Genomic DNA, 16,826 nt, shown 5'->3' with positions numbered 1-16,826 from the left:
TTCTATACAAAGTTCCATACAATGTTAATAAGTTAAGAATTAATCAATTTGATATTAAATATAAGTGGAGTTTTTGTATGAGTAAAACCAACCTCGTGATCATTGGTAATGGGATGGTTGGGCATCGTTTTGTTGAAGAATTGATCGATAAAATGCAGCCCAATCAATTCAATATTACTATTTTTTGTGAAGAGACACGTCTTGCCTATGATCGGGTGCATCTTTCTTCTTATTTTTCTGGTCATACTGCCGAAGCACTTTCTCTAGTTCGCGAAGGATTATACGAAGAGAATCATATTAAGGTTTTACTTAATGAACGGGCTATTTTAATCAATCGTCAGCGTAAGGAAGTTCATTCTCAACAAGGTCGAATTGTTGCTTATGATAAATTGATTATTGCGACAGGATCTTATCCTTGGGTGCCGCCGATTAAAGGTGCTGAGGGTTCTGATTGTTTTGTTTACCGTACGATTGAAGATCTTGATGCCATTCGCCAATGTGCGAAGCGTTGTAAAAAAGGCGCTGTTGTGGGCGGTGGGTTGCTAGGGCTTGAAGCTGCTGGCGCTTTAAAAAACTTAGGTATGGAAACGCACGTGGTTGAGTTTGCTCCAGTGCTTATGGCTGAACAGCTTGATGTACAGGGAGGAGAACAATTACGTCGTAAAATTGAGGAGATGGGGGTAGGGGTTCACACCAGTAAAAATACCCAAGAAATTATTCATACCCCTGAAGGTAAAATCATGCAATTTGCAGATGGTTCTTCACTTGAAATCGATTTTATTGTTTTTTCAACCGGCATTAGAGCAAACGATAAATTAGCTCAAGAATGTGAGTTAGAAATCGGTCCTCGTGGTGGGATTGTGATTAATGATTATTGCCAAACATCGGATTCGGATATTTATGCTATTGGTGAATGCGCTTGTTGGCAAAGCAAGGTTTTTGGTTTGGTTGCGCCAGGCTATAAAATGGCTCAGATTGCTTTAGCGCATTTAATGGGCCAAGCTGATAAATTTGAAGGTGCCGATATGAGCGCCAAGCTAAAACTAATGGGTGTCGATGTTGGCAGTATTGGTGATGCTAAAGCGAAAACCGTGGGTAGTCGTAGTTATGTTTACTTAGATGAGACAACGCCAGTTTATAAAAAATTAATTGTTTCGGGTGATAATAAAAAACTCTTGGGTGCGGTATTGGTCGGCGATACGTCGGATTATAGTAATTTATTACAATTAATGCTTAATAATATAGATCTCCCCGAACATCCAGATACGTTGATACTACCAGCACATGCAGGCGCAAAACCCACTATGGGCGTTGATGCGCTTCCTGATTCAGCACAAATTTGTTCTTGTTTTGATGTGACTAAAGAAAAAATTATTCATGCGATTAATGCGGGTTGTCATACAGTTGCAGCCATTAAGGCAGAAACAAAAGCTGGAACGGGATGCGGCGGCTGTATCCCATTAGTTACGCAAATTCTTAATTTGGAACTAGCTAAACAAGGGATCGAGGTCAGTGATGCCTTATGTGAACATTTTAAATACTCGCGCCAAGAGTTATATCATTTAATTCGTGTTGAGGGTTTAAAGTCATTTGATCAAGTGATTAAAAAACATGGTAATGGCTACGGTTGTGAAGTTTGTAAACCTACAGTTGGATCGTTATTAGCTTCGTGCTGGAATGATTATATCCTTAAAGATAATTTGATTCCTTTGCAAGATAGTAATGATATTTTCTTAGGTAATATTCAAAAAAATGGGACTTATTCTGTGATTCCCCGCAGTGCAGGTGGCGAAATTACACCAGAAGGATTAATTGCCATTGGTCAAATAGCTAAAAAATATCAACTCTATTCTAAAATTACCGGATCACAGCGTATTGGTCTATTTGGTGCACAAAAAGATGATCTGCCTGTTATTTGGAAAGATCTAATAGCAGCAGGGTTTGAAAGTGGTTATGCTTATGCCAAAGCGTTAAGAATGGCAAAAACCTGTGTGGGTAGCACTTGGTGTCGATTTGGTGTAGGCGATAGTGTGGGATTGGGGGTAGAACTCGAAAACCGCTATAAAGGCATTCGTGCACCACATAAATTTAAACTAGGTGTATCAGGTTGTACGCGTGAATGTGCCGAAGCTCAAGGTAAAGATATTGGGGTGATTGCCACTGAAAAGGGATGGAATCTTTATGTCTGCGGTAACGGGGGAATGAAGCCTCGTCACGCCGATTTACTTGCTGCGGATCTCGATAAAAACACACTAATTCAATTTATTGACCGTTTTTTGATGTTTTATATTCGTACTGCAGATAAGTTACAACGAACGTCAGTGTGGCTTGAAAACCTAGAAGGTGGTATTGATTATTTACGCAGTGTCATTATAGACGATAAGTTAGGTGTTAATGCAGAGCTAGAAAGTGAGATGGCACGCTTACGTAAATTAATGGTATGCGAATGGAAAGAAACGGTTGAAAATAATGCAAACCAAATTCGATTTGCGCATTTTATTAACAGCAGCAAACGTGATGAGAATGTCCAAATTGTATCTGAACGCGATCAGCATCGACCCGCGACAGCAGAAGAACGTAAAGTAATGATAGGGGAATAATATGAATCAATGGATAACTATTTGTAAACTTGATGATATTTTGCCAGGCACTGGTGTCTGTGCTCTTGTCGGTAATGATCATGTTGCTATCTTTCGTCCTTATAATAATGCTGAGCTTTATGCGATTAGTAATATTGATCCCTTCGCTAAGGCAAGTGTTTTATCTCGTGGCATTATTGCGGAGCATGAAAATCAGTTATGGGTGGCAAGCCCGCTGAAAAAACAACGTTTTCGCTTAAAAGATGGCTATTGTTTTGAAGATGAACAATACTCGATCGCTCATTATGAAGTCACCGTTAATGACGATGGGATGGTACAAGTAAAGTCGCACTAAACCTATTGTTAAAAGGATAAAGTGGTTATGTATACTGAAACAATTAATAAATGTGCAGCCAATGCTGCGCGCATTGTTCGTTTGGTAAAAACGAATCCATTTGGTTTTTGGGTAAATTCTGCTATGGCGGGGGCTTATGTAGGGCTTGGTATTATTTTAATTTTTACTTTAGGAAATCTCGTTGATCCGGCAATGAGACCGTTAGTGATGGGAGCAACGTTTGGTATTGCATTAACGTTGGTTGTGATAGCCGGATCGGAATTATTTACAGGGCATACCATGTTTTTAACGCTTGGTGTTAAATGCAAAAAAATTACCCATGCCCAAATGTGGTTGGTATTACCGCAAACATGGTTAGGTAATTTATTAGGATCAATTTTTGTAGCTGCATTGTATTGCTATGCTGCAACGCCTTTATTATCCACAGATACCAGCTTGGTTCATGCCGCAGCTTTAGCCAAAACATCGGCTACGGCGTCCGCATTATTTTTTAGAGGTGTGTTATGTAACTGGCTAGTTTGTTTAGCGATTTGGATGGCTAATCGAGTTGAAGGCTCGGCAAAATTTATTGCTATTTGGTGGTGTTTATTAGCATTTATCGCTTGTGGTTATGAACACTCGGTTGCAAATATGACGCTTTTTTCACTTTCTTGGTTTGGTCACCACAGTGATACTTATACATTAACTGGAATAGGCCATAATTTACTTTGGGTCTCGTTGGGTAATATTGTCTCTGGTGCATTATTTATGGGATTAGGATACTGGTATTCAACGCCGAAAGCAGAGCGCCCAGTATAACAACTTAATTAACAAGATGTTATTATCATAATCAACCTAGGAGGGAATGTATAGTGAATAATTCCCCTTCTCTTAAAAAGTACCAAATTGGTTAGTCTTATATTTTGTTTTCATGGTCATTAGTGATACAAAATAGTGAGGTGATTAAAAATAGAATAAGCAATAAAATTCTATTATTAAAGGTTAGGTGTTGATAAATTTTTTAAACGGATAGTGTTCTATTTTGAGGTGCTATGGATTATTTCCCCCTATTTTGTAAGTTAGAAAACCGTGATTGCTTATTAGTCGGTGGTGGTGAAGTCGCTGAACGTAAGGCTCGATTATTGCTTGAAGCAGGTGCTCGCCTTACGGTTAATGCACAAACATTTAATGAACAATTTATGTGTTGGCATGAGCAAAAACAACTTGCCCTAGTTCAAGGGGAATTTGATGCTGAATTACTTGATAATAAGTGGCTAGTCATTGCCGCCACAGATTGCCAAGAGACTAATCAAAAAGTGAGTATTGAGGCAGAAAAACGATGTATTTTTTGTAATGTTGTTGATGCTCCTAAAGCGGCAAGTTTTATTATGCCTTCGATTATTGATCGTTCTCCTATTATGGTTGCCGTCTCTTCGGAAGGACATGCCCCTGTTTTGGCCAGATTATTGCGCGAAAAACTAGAGTCTATATTACCCCAACATTTAGGTAAATTAGCTAAATATGCTGGTTATTTACGCGATAAAGTTAAACTAACCTACCAAACAATGACGGAACGACGTCGTTTTTGGGAAAGACTATTTTCGCATGATAGATTAGCTCAAGCGCTTGCTAATAGTGATTCTGATGATGTTGAAAAACTCACCAATGAGTTATTTGATACATCACTTGATGCTCGTGGCGAGGTGGTTTTAGTTGGCGCTGGGCCTGGTGATGCGGGTTTATTGACTTTAAAGGGATTACAACAGATCCAACAAGCAGATATTATTGTCTATGATAGATTGGTTTCAGATGACATTATGAATCTTGCTCGTCGAGATGCTAAGCGTGTATTTGTTGGTAAACGCGCAGGATTTCATTGTGTACCTCAAGAGCAAATAAACCAGATTCTTTTACAACAAGCGCAAAAAGGTAAACGTGTTGTACGCCTAAAAGGCGGAGATCCCTTTATTTTTGGTCGTGGCGGTGAAGAGCTTGAAACATTATTTAACGCTGATATTCCTTTTTCCGTCGTCCCGGGAATTACAGCCGCTTCGGGTTGCTCTGCCTATAGCGGAATCCCATTAACGCATCGAGATTATGCCCATAGTGTGCGTTTAATCACCGGTCATTTAAAGGATGGTAGTCGTCTTGATTGGCAAAGCCTAGCGGCTGAAAAACAAACGTTAGTCTTTTACATGGGATTGTCGCAAGCTGAAAATATTGAAAAACAATTAATTAAGCATGGTATGAATGCAAATACGCCGGTAGCCATTGTTGAAGAAGGCACTACGACAAAACAAAAAGTAGTATCGGGTTTATTATGTGATTTGGCGCAATTATCTTTGCAAGCTTGTAGCCCAAGTTTAATTATTATTGGACCAGTTGTCGCATTACGTGAAAAGCTCAATTGGTTTGCTGAACATTAATCGGAGTAGATAGGTCAGTTTTAGTTGTGCGCCATTTTGCGATTATATTTTCCCGTCATTTATAAAAGATTTAGTTGCCCACTTTAAAAGAATGGCCAATGAATAAAATATCTATAAATTTAATACGGGCATGATGCCCGCGGCAAAATATCAGGTCGGTGTATCGACATCATCCCAATCCGCATTTTCAAAGCAAGTTAACCAATTTAATGCATAATGGCGCTCTTGAATAACATCACTTATAATCGATGCGGGTGGTTGCTTATTTTTTATTCGAAAATCTGTGGTTATCCAATGTAAGCGGTAGTGCAAATCTAAAGCATCTAATAATTCACTAACAGGTCTTAAGGTTACCGTTGAAATATCTTGTTCACTATGTTGCATTCCTTCGTCCACTAACGATGAAACATCGCAAAAAGTATCAGCAAAAGGGAGCTCTGATTGCCAATTGACCGCCCATTGTAAAGGTAATAATGCTTCGTATTTCCAGGACATATCTATCACATCTTGCTCCGTTGGTTGCCCGCTATAAATAAAGTCACGTTCATTATTTGATAAAGCCGCAAACCCCATTGGGCAACGTTCTTTAAATTCCATCGGATTAATCGGATCATTATCTCGAAAACTTTCGGCTTGAATACCTGTTAACATTATCGCTAAAGTACGTTTAGCTACCTCGTCAGGCGTTCTAAGTATTACTTCGGATTCGGCAATAACTGGTGGTAAATGTGTCGGCGTATGCAAACCCAATTTTGCTAAATACTGTTCAGTTTTTGATTTGCGCTTTAATGCTTCTGGTGGGTAAGGGACAATTGCATCTAAATCCATATCACCTTCAGGATATTGCAATACATCTCCATCAGGGTTTCGAATAGTTCCATCTGGCATAAATATAATGGCATTTGCCTGCCAGCCCCAAGAGGTAAATTCATTGAAATTATCTTCTTCAATCTCAAAGGTAAATTGATGTTTAACTCGTTGGATATGGCGATACAAAGCATAACGACGTGAATTCATCTGCCCATCTCCTGCTTGCATGACATAACCGATAAAACCATCAAGGTGTTTCATCAATTCAGAATCATCTAATCCGCGATGATATAAACGTTCACAAGGGAAATCAATGGCTGGTGGATGAGTGACTGTAGAATAAGCATTGATCAATCTTGGCATTTCAAACTTTCCTATTTTAGATTTTGTGTGTTTTATGGTTATAAGTGGCGGTTATTTTTGCTTCCAATTTTATTATAGGTCATTGTACCTTTCTAGTTTTAAGTGCCATGATCCATTTGGTGTTTTGTGATTAACTTATTAAAGGTAAAGCATGAAGATTTATCTATTTTTATTTTTCAATGAATAATTTTATTCCTTACTTTGTAAATACCATACGGTCATTTCCATTCGGGATTTAAAATTAAGTTTTTTGAATATACTTTTGATATGTACTTTGACTGTGCTTTCTACGATACCAAGCTCTTTGGCAATCAATTTATTCGATAATCCTTGGACTAATAAATTAAAAATTTCATTTTCTCTTGGTGTTAACAAACTGACATCATGTATTTGCTTTGTGGTTGGTTGTACGTTATGACGCATGTAATTAAGGATAATATGTGAAATAGCATTATTCATGATTAGCTTGCCAACCGAAATCTCCTTTAGTGATGTTAAAAAGTCTTCTGGCTCCATATCCTTTAATAAGTAGCCGTCAGCACCGGTTTTTAGTGCAGTGATAATATCTTCTTTCGCATCTGATACCGTAAATATAATGATACGGCTAGCGATGTTTCTTTCTCGTAAATAGCGTAATATTTCTAGTCCATTGACATCTTGCATATTGATATCAAGCAGAATAATATCAGGATCAAGCTCTTGTGCTAGTTTAACGCCTTCTATTCCAGAGCCAGTCTCACCCACAATTTCAAAATGGTTGACAGTATTGATTAACTGTTTTACGCCATTTCTTAACATTGGGTGATCATCAATAAGAAGTATTGAGCTATTTATTTGTTCCATTTTTTACTCATCTATTGCCTTAAATGGAATGATTTTATTAGTTTTAAATGCTACCATAATTTGTGTCCCTTTGTGGGGAGTGCTATCTATTGTTAAATTACCATTTAGTGATTCAACTCTATCATGCATAATGATCAAACCATAATGATTTTCTTGTTTAATATCATTTTGTAAGCCAATGCCATTGTCTTTTATGCAAACAGAGATAATTTGATTGTCATCAATTTTTAAACTTACAATTACATGTGTGGCCTTAGCATGTTTGTATATATTATTAAGTCCTTCTCGAATAATCTGTAATAAATGAAATGCATATTTACTATTGATAATATTTAATGGTAAATGGTATTCAAACTGAATGTTGAATTGTAATTTTTGATTAAATTCTTCAATTAATTCCATTAGGTTTGCATAAAACCCAGTTTGGTTTAAGCGTAAACGAAAAGACGTAATTAGCTCTCTTAGTTGAGAATAAGTAATATTGACCTCTTTACGCATAGTTGCTAGTAATTCAATACTATTTTGTGAAGTTAAATCGGATTGCATTTGTAAACAGCTCAGGTGTATTTTCAAACAAGATAGTGATTGCGCGATGGAGTCATGCAGTTCTCTGGCCATTGCTGAGCGTTCTTTCATTAATAAATATTGCTTTTGTTGTTCTATTTTTCTTTCTAGCTTCATTGCTGTGGTCATTTGCCCAATCAATCCCATAATTAATTTTTCTTGCTCATCGGTTAATATGACCTCTTCTGACTGTAAAGCAAATAATATCCCATATTTTTCGTCGTTCTCTTGAAGATACCAATGACGTTGAAAACCATTTTTTTGATCGGGTTTTGGTGAGATCAAACATGCACTGCAAGTGGGATTTTGGCAATAGGATAATTTTTGTTCATTATCATAACTGATTTGTTGATAATGCTTAGGATCATCTGATTCATAAAAGCGAATTTGAAATTGAGTTAGTGGGACTAATTCCTCGAGTTCGCGTAATATTTTTAAAAAACGTTCACATAATGGTTCTGAAGTATGTAGCTGCTTGGTAGCTTGATATTGAAAGGAAACGATCTTATTGGTTTGTTGTAATTTAGCGGTTTTTTCCGCAACTTGTTGTTCTAGCAATAAATATTGTGACTCGATCTGAGTTGACATTTTATTGAAAGCGAGCCCTAATAGATCAAATTCATTCTTTTGGGCTCTAATATTAAAACGCGCTTTAAAATTGTGGTTCGAAATAGCTTCGGCCATATCAATTAGTTTTGTCCATGGTGCAAGAAGGTAGTAACGCAAATAGTAGATCTGAGCGGTAAGAAATAGGGCAATGATAAAAATAAATAATTGTTGTATTTGAGAAATATGTTGAATTTTTCCCTCGGTATTTTGATCAATTTTATATACTAAATCGTTAATGCGAACAACATAATTTTCAATGTCACTTTTTATATCATCCATTTTTTGTGCTTGCTTTATTTTAATGGTAAGTTGAGTTTGCCAATCAGTTTCTAACTGATTAAATTCATTCATTAAGCCGTAGCGTTTTAAAAGTATGAGATGCTGCTGTGATGAAGTAATACCCATAAAAATGTTCAAGTGGTCATACTCTTTTTTGTTAAGAGGAATCATGGTAAGCAGTTGGTAGTTCTTCATTCTTAGCAAACCTAATTGATTCACCATATATGCCCCACCTTTTGCATTATTGGCTACCTGAATTGAAAACGATAAGGCGATTAAAGCAATAGTACCTAAAAAAAACATTAATAGTGTTAAACGATTAATAATTGATGCGCTGTAGCGAATTTTTCTTTTCGGCATATAAACACTCAATATTATTTTATAATTTTATTTCGGATAAATAGTAATTTATGATTATTGTAGCTTGAAAAGTGTATGCTGCTGATCTTTTTTGTCACTTTTTGCGATCTTTTGTTAAACAGCGCTTGCAACAGGAATAAATTTTGCGTAAAATTCACGCCCTATAAGATTAATTACGCAGACATATATGTTTAATCAAGTAATCGTCTGCTTTTTATTGCGGAGTTAAGTATGTACGCAGTTTTCCAAAGTGGTGGTAAGCAACACCGAGTTAGCGAAGGAGAAGTCGTTCGCTTGGAAAAAATTGAAGTCGAAACAGGTGCAGAAGTTGTTTTCGATAAAGTTTTAATGGTAGCAAATGGTGAAGACATCAAAGTTGGTGCTCCGTTTGTTGAAGGTGCAACAATTAAAGCAGAAATTGTTGAACACGGTCGTGGTGACAAAGTGAAAATTGTTAAATTCCGTCGTCGTAAACACTATCGTAAACAACAAGGTCACCGTCAGTGGTTCACTGATGTGAAGATCACTGCAATCGCTTAATAGGAGTATCGAACAATGGCACATAAGAAGGCTGGTGGTTCATCACGTAATGGTCGTGATTCCCAAAGTAAACGTTTAGGTGTTAAACGTTATGGTAGTCAAGAAGTTCTTGCTGGTAATATTTTAGTTCGTCAACGTGGAACTCAATTTCACCCAGGAACTAATGTGGGTTGTGGTCGCGATCATACTCTATTTGCCTTAATTGATGGACAAGTAAAGTTTGAAGTTAAAGGCCCTAAAAACCGTCGTTATGTTAGTGTAGTTGCTAATAGCTAATTTAAAAGCGGTTCGAAAGTTATAGAAGCCTCACAGTTATTGTGGGGCTTTTTTCATTTCTTAAAATTCATATAAAATTGATGGCGATATGATAAAACAGCAAAATGTTAAATTAGGTTTTGCACTTGCCATGTTAACAGCAGTGATGTGGGGCATTGTGCCAGTTGCAATGAAATATGCGCTGGTAGTTATTGATCCGTTGACTTTAGCTTGGTCGCGATTGGCTATTTCAGCGCTTGGTATAACCATCTGGCTGGCTTACAAAAAGCAATTCCCTAATTTAATGATGTTTAAAAAGCGTCGTCGCTTTATATTATTGATGATTGCTGGCTTTGGATTGTTGGGTAATTTTGCATTATTTGCAAGTGCTGTTCAGTACCTTTCTGCCACAACAGCTCAGGTAGTTGGACAAACTGGCATTGTGATATTTATGATATCAAGTGCTTTTATTTTTAAAGAGCGATTAAGACCGACACAGATTATTGGTATCTTAGTATTGCTCACAGGGCTTGTACTATTTTTTAATAAAAATATTGTCGATCTTTTTTCTAATATGTCTGCATATAGCATTGGTGTTTGGCTTGGCTTATTGGCTTCGGTATCGTGGGCTTGCTATGCACTTGCTCAAAAAGTACTATTACGAAAATTACGTGCAGAACAATTACTTTGGTTAATTTACCTTATTTGTGCTGTTTTTTTGTTGCCTTTTACCTCACCAAGTAAAATAGCCAATGCTGATGCAACGCAACTACTTGCTATCATATTTTGTGGTTTAAATACCATTATTGCTTATGGAGCGTTAGTGATGGCAATGGAACGGTGGCAAGCGGCACAAGTGAGTGCTATAACAACCTTAACACCATTATTTGCACTGATCTTTTCAGATTTGTTTGCATTAATTTGGCCTGAAAAGTTTGCTATGCAGTATTTAAATATTTTAGGTTATATTGGCGCCGTGTCTGTTGTTGCGGGCGCAATGTTTGCAACCATTGGGCATTATCTTTGGCATCCAAGAAGAGGCTGGCTAATTAACTTCAATAAAGGGGAAGAATAATGAAATTTGTTGATGAAGCATCAATCCGAGTTGAAGCCGGTGATGGTGGAAATGGGTGTGTCGGTTTTCGCCGAGAAAAGTATATACCCAAAGGTGGCCCTGATGGTGGCGACGGTGGTGATGGTGGTGATGTCTTTTTTATTGCTGATGAGAATTTAAATACACTTGTTGATTTCCAGTTTGAAAAAAATTATCGCGCAGAGCGCGGTCAAAATGGACAAGGTTCTGATTGTACGGGGAAACGTGGTCGAGATATTACTGTTAAAGTGCCCGTGGGAACACGCATCACAGATAAATATACAGGCGAAATTATAGGTGACTTAACGCATCACCAGCAAAAAGTATTGGTTGCCAAAGGTGGTTTTCATGGGCTTGGGAATACGCGTTTTAAATCATCAGTCAATCGTGCACCAAGACAGAAAACCGATGGTACTCCAGGTGAAAAACGTGATGTATTATTAGAGCTATTATTGCTTGCTGATGTTGGGATGCTAGGCTTGCCTAATGCAGGTAAGTCAACATTTATTCGAGCTGTTTCAGCAGCTAAGCCGAAAGTTGCCGATTACCCATTTACGACTTTAGTACCGAGTTTAGGTGTTGTTAGAATGGATAATGAACAAAGTTTTGTTGTTGCTGATATCCCCGGTTTGATAGAGGGCGCGTCAGATGGTGCAGGACTGGGTATTCGTTTCTTAAAACACCTTGAGCGTTGCCGTGTTTTAGTCCATTTAATCGATATGGCACCAGTAGATGAATCAGATCCGATAGAAAATGCTAAAGTAATCATTCAAGAAGTTCAACAATACAGCGAAAAATTAGCGAATAAACCTCGTTGGTTAGTATTTAATAAAATGGATGTATTAGGGCCAGAGGAGAGTGCTAAACGTGCGGCTGAAATTGCTAAGGCGATTGACTGGCAGGATAAATATTATGTTATTTCTGCCATTAATCAAGAAGGTGTAAAAGCGTTATGCTGGGATTTAATGGAATATATTAATGCTCATCCACGTGAAGCTGAACAAGAATCATCACCCGAAAAAGTTGAATTTATGTGGGATGATTATCATCAACAAGCAATGAATGAAGCTTTTGATGATGACGATGATGACGATGATTTTGATGATTGGGATGAAAGTGATGAAGAGGGCGTAGAGTTTATTTATCAAAAATAATGAGTATTATACTCCCTTTTATTTCACCTAAATTAGATGTTGCGTACAATCGTTTTATAAAAGCAGAAGTGAAAGCTTCTGCTTATTTTTATTTTTCAAAAAGTTAAATATAAACTAACTTATTATGAAATAGGCGATTCAGGCATTTATTTGTGTTTAATTTAAAGGAGTCAAAAAATGCTTGCTTTCAGTAATGATAATCATTATCATTAATTTGTGCTTTGTTAGAGCTCGAAAGGCTTCTAAAAAGTATGACATTGCTCACATTGCTTCCAATGTTTGCCAGACTAGCATCGCTAAGCTGGCTTTTTTATTTTTGGGTGATTCACAGCTATTTTAATTTTCAAGTACTAGTTATTTGCTAATTCATTGTTGATGTCAAATAAAATGAGTAATGCTGCGCTGCCACCAAACTCTTTTGGTGCTTGGTGAAAACAAATAATGCGAGGGTGTTGTGCAAGCCACATAGGCGTCTGTTTTTTTAAAATATTCTTTCCATGTCCATACATGATACATGCGCAATGGGCTCTTTCACGTAAACACGCGGCGATAAGGGCTGCAATCTCTTTTTTAGCCTCTTGCTGAGTGAGCCCATGTAAATCCAAAAAGAATTCTGGTTCATAAAATCCACGGCGTAATTTTTTTACTTCATAAGGATCGGCATTTTCTCGACTATATCTGATAGGATCTTGTTGCAATAGAGGTTGATAATTATCAGAAAAATAAAACTCAGCATGCGTTTTATCATGTTGTAGTTTTTGTGTTTCCATTATTTTTTTTGAGCGTTTTATCGGTTTATGAATAACAGTATCTTGTTTTAACTTTTTGGTGTTACCAATACTATTTTTAAACAAGTTTATGTCATCTTGGTCTAAATTAAATTTATTTGGCATTAATTTTCACTCTGGGTAAACTTTTTCTTTAAATTCACACAAATCTTCTATAACACAAGAACCGCATCTAGGCTTTCTGGCAATGCAGGTATAACGACCGTGTAATATTAGCCAATGGTGACAATTTATTTTATATTCTTTCGGTACGACTTTCAGCAATTTTTCTTCAACTGCTTCGACAGTTTTACCAGGTGCAAAACCTGTACGGTTACTTACTCTAAAAATATGTGTATCAACAGCAATGGTCGGCCAACCAAACGCCGTATTTAACACAACATTGGCTGTTTTACGACCCACACCGGGTAACTCAATAAGTGAATCAAAATTTTCTGGTACTTCGCCTTGATATTTATCAACTAAAATTTGACATGTTTTTATAATGTTTTCAGCTTTACTATTATAAAGCCCAATGGTACGAATATAGCTTTTTAGTTTATCAACACCAAGAGCTAAAATTTGCTCGGCAGTATTTGCAACAGTAAATAGTGGTTTAGTGGCTTTGTTTACACTAACATCAGTCGCTTGTGCTGAAAGCACTACTGCGATTAGTAGTTCAAAGGGTGTCTGATAAACTAGTTCTGTTGTTGGATCTTTAATATGATCCTTTAATCTTTCTAAAATTTGGATTCGGGTTGATTGTTTCACAAAATAATTATATTAAAAATAGTGAGGGGCATATTATATACTTTTATTTACTATTTATCTGTAGCTCACATTTAGTTTTTATATAGATTTAAACAATGAAATGTATCGAGTACTGATTACCAATTGCAAGATACATTTATTTTAAACGTTGTGTAGGTTTTAGTTATTTGAGTATTCACATTCATAATCACTGGCTTTTTAGCATGGTGATTTTATGATAAGCTAGCCAACTATTTTTTAATTTTATCAAACAAGGTTTTTTAAAAATATGTCCTTACCAATGATTGTCACCTTTACTATATACATTTTAGGCATGATTATGATTGGCTATTTTGCGTTTCGATCAACACAGAATTTTGGTGATTATATTTTAGGTGGGCGCCGTATTGGTAGTGTTGTGACAGCACTTTCAGCTGGCGCTTCAGATATGAGTGGTTGGTTGTTAATGGGGCTACCTGGTGCGGTTTATTTGTTTGGTATTTCTCAAAGTTGGACTGCAATTGGATTGATTATTGGCGCCTATTTGAATTGGTTACTGATCGCTGGACGATTACGTGTTTTTACGGAAATCAATCATAATTCATTAACTTTACCCGATTATTTTGCTCGTCGATTTGATGATAAAAGTTCTTTACTTCGCATCATTTCTGCGGTGATTATTCTTATCTTTTTTACTATTTATTGTGCTTCCGGTGTGGTTGCTGGCGCAAAATTATTCGAAAGTACATTTGGTATGAGTTATGGCTGGGCAATGTTAGCAGGTGCCGGTGCAACAATTATCTATACGTTTATTGGTGGTTTTTTAGCTGTAAGTTGGACTGATACTATTCAAGCCAGCTTAATGATGTTTGCACTTATTCTAACCCCAATCATGGTTATAGTGAATGCTGGTGGGCTTTCTGATGCATTGGCATATATTGAATCGCTCAATCCTGATTATACCAATTTATTTGCTCACATGGATTTTATCGCCATAATTTCATTATTAGGCTGGGGGCTTGGGTATTTTGGGCAACCACATATTTTAGCCAGATTTATGGCTGCTGATTCACACGAAGTAATGAAAAATGCGCGTCGAATTAGTATGACTTGGATGATTTTATGTTTAGTCGGAGCCATTACGGTTGGCTTTTTTGGTATTGCCTTTTTTGCTCATCATCCCGATTTAGCTTATTTGATTGACAATGGTAAACATGAACGTATTTTTATTGAACTGTCAAAATTACTGTTTAATCCTTGGATTGCAGGCATCCTGTTGGCCGCTATTTTAGCTGCAGTAATGAGCACATTAAGTTGCCAGCTATTAGTTTGCTCAAGCGCTATAACAGAAGATTTTTACCGAGCCTTCTTTAGACCAAAGGCGAAGCAACAAGAGTTGGTATGGGTTGGTAGAGTAATGGTGTTACTAGTTTCAGTTATTGCGATTTTATTAGCTATTAATCCAAATAATAGCGTACTTGATTTAGTGAGCCATGCTTGGGCTGGATTTGGTGCGGCGTTTGGTCCTATAATCATATTTTCTGTTTTTTGGTCACGTATGACGCGTAATGGTGCACTAGCTGGAATGATAACGGGTACAATAACTGTGTTGTTATGGATTAATTTCAATTGGTTTAATCTTTATTCGCTTATTCCTGGATTTTTATTTGCTTCTATAGCTATTGTTGTTTTTAGTTATTTTGATAAAAAGCCAAATGAAATAGTGGCAGATCATTTTGAACAAGCGTATAAACGTTATCATAACAAAACAAAATAAATTTTATTTAAACTAGAATATAAATGTAATAAATTTAATAGGTAAAATATCATGACAAAAAATGTGATCAAACAACTACAAGAACGTGGACTGATTGCTCAGCTTACCGATGAAAAAGCACTAATAGAACAAATTGAAAAAAATCCTATTGCGCTTTATTGTGGTTTTGATCCAACAGCCGATAGTTTGCATCTCGGTCATTTAGTCCCCTTACTTTGTTTAAAACGCTTTCAATTAGCTGGACATAAACCTGTGGCTTTAGTTGGTGGGGCGACCGGATTAATTGGTGATCCGAGTTTTAAGGCGGTAGAGCGTAAACTTAATACTGAGGAGACAGTTGTTGAGTGGAGTGAAAAAATTAAACAACAGGTCTCTCCATTTTTAGATTTTAATTGTGGTGAAAATTCGGCAATTGTGGCTAATAACTACGACTGGTTTAGTCGCATGAATGTGCTGACATTTTTACGTGATGTTGGTAAGTATTTTTCAGTAAATGCGATGATTAACAAAGAGTCAGTTAAGCAACGTATCGATCGTGATGAGGTGGGTATTTCGTTTACCGAATTTTCTTATAGCTTATTGCAATCTTATGATTTTGCTTGTTTGAATAAATCGCATGATGTTGTTTTACAAATTGGTGGCTCTGATCAATGGGGTAACATTACTGCAGGTATTGATTTAACACGTCGCTTACATCAAAAACAAGTTTATGGTTTGACTGTGCCTTTAATTACTAAATCAGATGGTACTAAGTTTGGTAAAACTGAAAGTGGTGCGGTATGGTTAGATCCGAAAAAGACAAGCCCGTATAAATTCTATCAGTTCTGGATTAACACTGCAGATGCTGATGTTTATCGATTCTTAAAGTTCTTCACATTTATGCCGTTAAATGAAATTGATGCATTGGAAGAAGAAGATAAAAACAGTGGTGTTGCGCCTCGTGCTCAATATGTACTTGCGGAACAAGTTACTCGCTTAGTTCATGGTGAAGAAGGGCTTATAGCGGCAAAACGCATTACTGAAAGCCTATTCTCTGGCAAATTAACTGATTTGTCTGAAACTGACTTTGAACAATTAGCTCAAGATGGTATGCCAACATTAGCCGCTGAGGGTGATATTGATTTACAACAAGCAATCGTTAATGCGGAGTTTGCTCCATCAAGAGGGCAAGCAAGAACGATGATTGAATCTAATGCCATTTCAATTAATGGGGAACGTAATACAACAATAGATTACCATTTTGCAGATAGTGATAAGCTTTTTAATCGTTATACTTTACTTCGTCGTGGTAAAAAATATTATTGCTTGTTAATTTGGAGCTAA

Annotated in this window: 15 protein-coding genes; 10 read left to right on the top strand and 5 right to left on the bottom strand. The window is 36.7% G+C overall.

Features of this window, described 5'->3' with window-relative positions:
• The first annotated feature begins 77 nt into the window (after positions 1-77).
• The 4 genes from nirB to cysG all read left to right on the top strand — a co-directional run bounded on the left by nirB (position 78) and on the right by cysG (position 5,339).
• Entirely contained in the window at positions 78-2,600 is a 2,523-nt protein-coding gene (gene nirB / locus A9G22_RS05710) for a nitrite reductase large subunit NirB (RefSeq protein WP_075508504.1), read from the top strand.
• Position 2,601: 1 nt separating this feature from the next.
• Complete coding sequence (gene nirD / locus A9G22_RS05705; RefSeq protein WP_065586663.1) at positions 2,602-2,934, top strand: nitrite reductase small subunit NirD; 333 nt, start codon at positions 2,602-2,604, stop codon at positions 2,932-2,934.
• A 27-nt stretch (positions 2,935-2,961) separates the two neighbouring features.
• Positions 2,962-3,732, top strand: a complete 771-nt coding sequence (gene nirC, locus A9G22_RS05700; RefSeq protein WP_065586662.1) for a nitrite transporter NirC — start codon at positions 2,962-2,964, stop codon at positions 3,730-3,732.
• A gap of 233 nt (positions 3,733-3,965) precedes the next feature.
• Positions 3,966-5,339 carry a siroheme synthase CysG gene (gene cysG, locus A9G22_RS05695; RefSeq protein WP_065586661.1) on the top strand — a complete coding sequence of 458 codons (1,374 nt, stop codon included), beginning with the start codon at positions 3,966-3,968 and terminating at the stop codon, positions 5,337-5,339.
• A 150-nt stretch (positions 5,340-5,489) separates the two neighbouring features.
• Here the strand turns inward: cysG and A9G22_RS05690 are convergent, their stop codons facing one another.
• The 3 genes from A9G22_RS05690 to narX all read right to left on the bottom strand — a co-directional run bounded on the left by A9G22_RS05690 (position 5,490) and on the right by narX (position 9,167).
• Positions 5,490-6,512: a DUF4272 domain-containing protein gene (locus A9G22_RS05690; protein ID WP_065586660.1), complete on the bottom strand. Its 1,023-nt coding sequence runs from the start codon at positions 6,510-6,512 to the stop codon at positions 5,490-5,492.
• 189 nt (positions 6,513-6,701) lie between these two features.
• Positions 6,702-7,355, bottom strand: a complete 654-nt coding sequence (gene narL / locus A9G22_RS05685) for a two-component system response regulator NarL (RefSeq protein WP_065586659.1) — start codon at positions 7,353-7,355, stop codon at positions 6,702-6,704.
• Positions 7,356-7,358: 3 nt separating this feature from the next.
• Positions 7,359-9,167, bottom strand: coding sequence for a nitrate/nitrite two-component system sensor histidine kinase NarX (gene narX / locus A9G22_RS05680; protein WP_075508503.1), 1,809 nt, complete (start codon positions 9,165-9,167; stop codon positions 7,359-7,361).
• 231 nt (positions 9,168-9,398) lie between these two features.
• Here narX and rplU point away from each other — a divergent pair, with 231 nt between their 5' ends.
• The 4 genes from rplU (at position 9,399) to cgtA (ending at position 12,209) form a co-directional block, all read left to right on the top strand.
• The gene (rplU, locus tag A9G22_RS05675; RefSeq protein ID WP_065586657.1) at positions 9,399-9,707 is read left to right on the top strand and encodes a 50S ribosomal protein L21; all 309 of its coding nucleotides are present in this window, start codon (positions 9,399-9,401) and stop codon (positions 9,705-9,707) included.
• A 15-nt stretch (positions 9,708-9,722) separates the two neighbouring features.
• The gene (rpmA, locus tag A9G22_RS05670) at positions 9,723-9,983 is read left to right on the top strand and encodes a 50S ribosomal protein L27 (RefSeq protein WP_034915250.1); all 261 of its coding nucleotides are present in this window, start codon (positions 9,723-9,725) and stop codon (positions 9,981-9,983) included.
• Between the two features lie 88 nt (positions 9,984-10,071).
• Complete coding sequence (locus tag A9G22_RS05665) at positions 10,072-11,037, top strand: DMT family transporter (protein ID WP_065586656.1); 966 nt, start codon at positions 10,072-10,074, stop codon at positions 11,035-11,037.
• A complete protein-coding gene (cgtA, locus tag A9G22_RS05660) occupies positions 11,037-12,209 on the top strand; it encodes an Obg family GTPase CgtA (RefSeq protein ID WP_065586655.1) in 1,173 nt (390 codons plus the stop codon). Before A9G22_RS05665 ends, cgtA begins: the two co-directional genes overlap by 1 nt.
• A 350-nt stretch (positions 12,210-12,559) precedes the next feature.
• On the opposite strand, the gene smrB is transcribed toward cgtA, so the two are convergent.
• Both smrB and nth read right to left on the bottom strand, forming a co-directional pair.
• Complete coding sequence (gene smrB / locus A9G22_RS05655) at positions 12,560-13,102, bottom strand: endonuclease SmrB (protein WP_065586654.1); 543 nt, start codon at positions 13,100-13,102, stop codon at positions 12,560-12,562.
• A gap of 6 nt (positions 13,103-13,108) precedes the next feature.
• Positions 13,109-13,747, bottom strand: coding sequence for an endonuclease III (nth, locus tag A9G22_RS05650; RefSeq protein ID WP_065586653.1), 639 nt, complete (start codon positions 13,745-13,747; stop codon positions 13,109-13,111).
• 268 nt (positions 13,748-14,015) lie between these two features.
• Here nth and putP point away from each other — a divergent pair, with 268 nt between their 5' ends.
• On the top strand, positions 14,016-15,503 hold the full coding sequence (gene putP / locus A9G22_RS05645; protein WP_176700237.1) for a sodium/proline symporter PutP: 1,488 nt from the start codon (positions 14,016-14,018) through the stop codon (positions 15,501-15,503).
• Positions 15,504-15,554: 51 nt separating this feature from the next.
• The gene (gene tyrS / locus A9G22_RS05640; protein WP_218058750.1) at positions 15,555-16,826 is read left to right on the top strand and encodes a tyrosine--tRNA ligase; all 1,272 of its coding nucleotides are present in this window, start codon (positions 15,555-15,557) and stop codon (positions 16,824-16,826) included.

The organism is Gilliamella sp. App2-1 (assembly GCF_001690255.1).
In the GTDB taxonomy this organism is placed as follows: domain Bacteria; phylum Pseudomonadota; class Gammaproteobacteria; order Enterobacterales; family Orbaceae; genus Gilliamella; species Gilliamella apicola_G.
The sequence above is the reverse complement of the archived record's forward strand: the minus strand, read 5'-3'. Positions and strand labels throughout refer to the sequence as shown.

Excerpts from the sequence above, each read along its gene's own strand:
- nirB (WP_075508504.1), top strand. The coding sequence starts at position 78 with ATGAGTAAAACCAACCTCGTGATCATTGGTAATGGGATGGTTGGGCAT.
- nirD (WP_065586663.1), top strand. The coding sequence starts at position 2,602 with ATGAATCAATGGATAACTATTTGTAAACTTGATGATATTTTGCCAGGC.
- nirC (WP_065586662.1), top strand. The coding sequence starts at position 2,962 with ATGTATACTGAAACAATTAATAAATGTGCAGCCAATGCTGCGCGCATT.
- cysG (WP_065586661.1), top strand. The coding sequence starts at position 3,966 with ATGGATTATTTCCCCCTATTTTGTAAGTTAGAAAACCGTGATTGCTTA.
- A9G22_RS05690 (WP_065586660.1), bottom strand. The coding sequence starts at position 6,512 with ATGCCAAGATTGATCAATGCTTATTCTACAGTCACTCATCCACCAGCC.
- narL (WP_065586659.1), bottom strand. The coding sequence starts at position 7,355 with ATGGAACAAATAAATAGCTCAATACTTCTTATTGATGATCACCCAATG.
- narX (WP_075508503.1), bottom strand. The coding sequence starts at position 9,167 with ATGCCGAAAAGAAAAATTCGCTACAGCGCATCAATTATTAATCGTTTA.
- rplU (WP_065586657.1), top strand. The coding sequence starts at position 9,399 with ATGTACGCAGTTTTCCAAAGTGGTGGTAAGCAACACCGAGTTAGCGAA.
- rpmA (WP_034915250.1), top strand. The coding sequence starts at position 9,723 with ATGGCACATAAGAAGGCTGGTGGTTCATCACGTAATGGTCGTGATTCC.
- A9G22_RS05665 (WP_065586656.1), top strand. The coding sequence starts at position 10,072 with ATGATAAAACAGCAAAATGTTAAATTAGGTTTTGCACTTGCCATGTTA.
- cgtA (WP_065586655.1), top strand. The coding sequence starts at position 11,037 with ATGAAATTTGTTGATGAAGCATCAATCCGAGTTGAAGCCGGTGATGGT.
- smrB (WP_065586654.1), bottom strand. The coding sequence starts at position 13,102 with ATGCCAAATAAATTTAATTTAGACCAAGATGACATAAACTTGTTTAAA.
- putP (WP_176700237.1), top strand. The coding sequence starts at position 14,016 with ATGTCCTTACCAATGATTGTCACCTTTACTATATACATTTTAGGCATG.
- tyrS (WP_218058750.1), top strand. The coding sequence starts at position 15,555 with ATGACAAAAAATGTGATCAAACAACTACAAGAACGTGGACTGATTGCT.